Origin of the sequence: Streptomyces sp. NRRL WC-3549 (assembly GCF_000721935.1) — a bacterium.
Taxonomy (GTDB): Bacteria; Actinomycetota; Actinomycetes; order Streptomycetales; family Streptomycetaceae; genus Streptomyces.
The window spans coordinates 121,494-124,638 of the sequence record NZ_KL585400.1; the positions used below are offsets into that span (position 1 = coordinate 121,494).

Genomic DNA, 3,145 nt, shown 5'->3' on the forward strand with positions numbered 1-3,145 from the left:
TGTATAAGAGACAGCATGATGGACCTCGTCGAGCGCGCCCAGGCCGGTGAGGCCGAGGCCTTCGGCCGCCTGTACGACCAGTACAGCGACACCGTGTACCGGTACATCTACTACCGCGTCGGCGGGAAGGCGACGGCGGAGGACCTCACCAGCGAGACGTTCCTCCGCGCACTCCGGCGTATCTCCACCTTCACCTGGCAGGGCCGCGACTTCGGCGCCTGGCTGGTCACCATCGCCCGCAACCTGGTCGCCGACCACTTCAAGTCCAGTCGCTTCCGGCTGGAAGTGACCACCGGCGAGATGCTCGACGCCAACGAGGTCGCCCGGAGCCCCGAGGACTCCGTCCTGGAGTCCCTGTCCAACGCCGCGCTCCTGCAAGCCGTACGCCGGCTCAACCCGCAGCAGCAGGAGTGCGTCACCCTGAGATTCCTGCAGGGACTCTCCGTCGCCGAGACCGCCCGGGTCATGGGAAAGAACGAGGGCGCCATCAAGACCTTGCAGTACCGGGCCGTCCGCACGCTCGCCCGGCTCCTGCCCGACGACGCGCGCTGACATCACCTTCGGTGAGGTGCCCGTGACACACCGCGCGGATCGTCATCCGTCCGTAACCCAATCGCCGAGCCACTCGTTGTGCCGGATGCAGGCCCCCTGTCGCAGCGTCATGACCCGATCCACACACTCGATCGTGTGGAAACGGCCCGGGCGCGCAACCTTCCGGACCCTCAGGGGAGTCGACCGTCATGACGAGAGGAGGTGCCGCCAGTGATCGCAAACGTTTCGGCACACCGGCGGGCGAACGCCTTCGCCCAGGCCCTGGAAGAACAGCCGCCCCAGGGTGCGGCGGCCGCGCAGCCCGATGAACCGGCCGAACAGGCCGACACCGGACCGCTGCTGGCCCTGGCGAACGGCCTCGGCGAGCTACCGAAACCGGAATTGGACCCCGAGGTCAAAGTGGTGCAGCGAGCCCAGCTCGTCGCGGCCATGGAGACCATGTTCGCCCAGGGCGGTGCGTCCACGGGCCCTACGGTGCCCGAGCAACGGGGCAAGGGGGCCCACCGGGCCTCCCCGCTCCGGAAGTTGCGCCCACGCTCCCGCTGGGCGAAGGGCCTCACCGCGGGCGGAATCACGGTCGGTGTGGCCGCGGGAGCATTCGGCGGAGTGGCCGCTGCCAGTTCCGACGCCCTGCCGGGTGATTCCCTCTACGGGCTCAAGCGGGGCATGGAAGACATCCATCTGGGCATGGCCGACGGCGACGCCGACCGTGGCGAGGTCTACCTCGACAAGGCCTCGACCCGGCTGAACGAGGCCCGACGCCTGATGGAGCGCGCCCGCGCCGGAGACCTGGACCACGAATCGCTCGGGGAGGTCAGGCGCACGCTCGACGGCATGACGCACGACGCCACCGAGGGGCACCGCCTGCTCCGCTCCGCGTACCAGCGCGACGGGTCCATCGGCCCGATCCAGACCCTGGACACCTTCTCCCGCTCGCACCGCGAGAGCTGGAGCAACCTGCGCGACCGGCTGCCCGTGCAGCTCTCCGACGTCGGCGAGAAGGTCAGTTCCGTCTTCGACGCGATGGACGAGGAGGTCGCCCCGCTGCAGTCCCTGCTGCCCCGCGCCCCGGGCAGCGACAAGGACACCGGGCCCTCCGGCTCCCCCGCCCGCGACGCCGGCCCCTCCGGCGCGGACCGGCGGGCACCGTCCACCTCGGCGTCCCCGGACTCCGGCCCGGAGAGCAGCGCCGCACCCGAGCCGTCCGGATCCGGCTCCGGCAGCCCGGACGACGGTCTGATCGGCGGCGGTACGGACGGCCTGCTGGACGACCTCCCGACGGACGGCGTCGCCCCGACGGCCCCGGGCGGCGGCACCGGCCAAGCACCCTCCGCCCCGGACATCACCCTGCCGCCCCTGCTCCCGGGCCTGCTGCCCGGTCTGGGCATCGACGGCGAGAACCTCAAGCCGTAGCAGCTCCGTAGGGGCCCGTACGGGGAGGGCGGACCGGCCGGTCCGCCCTCCCCGCATGTCCGGATCACCGGATCAGAGGAAGACCGACCTCCGCTGGACCAGCAGCTTGTACAGCGTGTGCTGGATCTGCTCCCGTACCTGGTCGGTCAGGTTGAACATCAGCATCGGGTCCTCCGCCGCCTCCGGCGGATATCCGTCCGTGGGGATCGGCTCCCCGAACTGGATCGTCCACTTCGTCGGCAACGGCACCGCCCCCAGGGGCCCCAGCCACGGGAACGTCGGAGTGATCGGGAAGTACGGGAGCCCGAGGATCCGGGCCAGTGTCCGGGAGTTGCCGATCATCGGGTAGATCTCCTCGGCACCCACGATCGAGCACGGCACGATCGGCGCCCCGGCCCGCAGCGCGGTCGACACGAACCCGCCCCGCCCGAAGCGCTGGAGCTTGTACCGGTCGCCGAAGGGCTTGCCGAGGCCCTTGAAGCCCTCCGGCATCACCCCGACCACCTCGCCCCGCCGCAGCAGCCGCTCCGCGTCCTCCGCGCACGCCAGGGTGTGCCCGGCCTTCCGGGCCAGCTCGTTGACCACCGGCAGCATGAAGACCAGGTCCGCGGCGAGCAGCCGCAGGTGGCGCCCGGCCGGGTGGTGGTCGTGGAGCGCGACCTGGAGCATCAGCCCGTCCAGCGGCAGCGTCCCCGAGTGGTTGGCGACGACGAGCGCCCCGCCGTCGGACGGGATGTTCTCGATGCCCTTCACCTCGACCCGGAAGTACTTCTCGGCGAGCGGGCGCAGCAGCGACATGAGGACCTGGTCGGTCAGCTCCTGGTCGTAGCCGAACTCGTCGACGTCGTACTCGCCCGTGACACGCCGCCGCAGGAACGCGAGCCCGCTCGCGATGCGCCGGTCCCAGGTGCCGGGTCCTGGGCCCTCCGGTGGCTCGTGAGGGGCCTGCGGCCCCGGTTCCCGGCTCTCGGGCACCTGGGCGCCCGGGAGGGCGCTCACGGGCGCCGCACCGGCGGCCTGCTGAGCCACGCGGCGCCGTCCCGCGCCGGAACGCGAACGGTCGTCGTCGAACGGAAGGACCTTGGCGTCGGCCATCGTCGGTCGTGCTCCTCTACCTGGCGCCGTGAGTCGGACGTGTCGCACCGCTGCCGCCCGGGGCGGCACCGCCTGCGAGCGGCAG

At 71.6% G+C, this 3,145-nt stretch carries 3 protein-coding genes; 2 read left to right on the forward strand and 1 reads right to left on the reverse strand.

Annotated features, from left to right (window positions below):
* The coding region (locus IH13_RS0116410; protein ID WP_063837451.1) for an ECF subfamily RNA polymerase sigma factor, BldN family at window positions 1–552 on the forward strand (552 nt) is incomplete at its 5' end.
* A 210-nt stretch (window positions 553–762) separates the two neighbouring features.
* The gene (locus IH13_RS0116415; protein ID WP_031085107.1) at window positions 763–1,965 is read left to right on the forward strand and encodes a DUF5667 domain-containing protein; all 1,203 of its coding nucleotides are present in this window, start codon (window positions 763–765) and stop codon (window positions 1,963–1,965) included.
* Window positions 1,966–2,037: 72 nt separating this feature from the next.
* Here the strand turns inward: IH13_RS0116415 and IH13_RS0116420 are convergent, their stop codons facing one another.
* A complete protein-coding gene (locus IH13_RS0116420) occupies window positions 2,038–3,060 on the reverse strand; it encodes a lysophospholipid acyltransferase family protein (protein ID WP_031085109.1) in 1,023 nt (340 codons plus the stop codon).
* Between the last annotated feature and the right edge of the window lie 85 nt (window positions 3,061–3,145).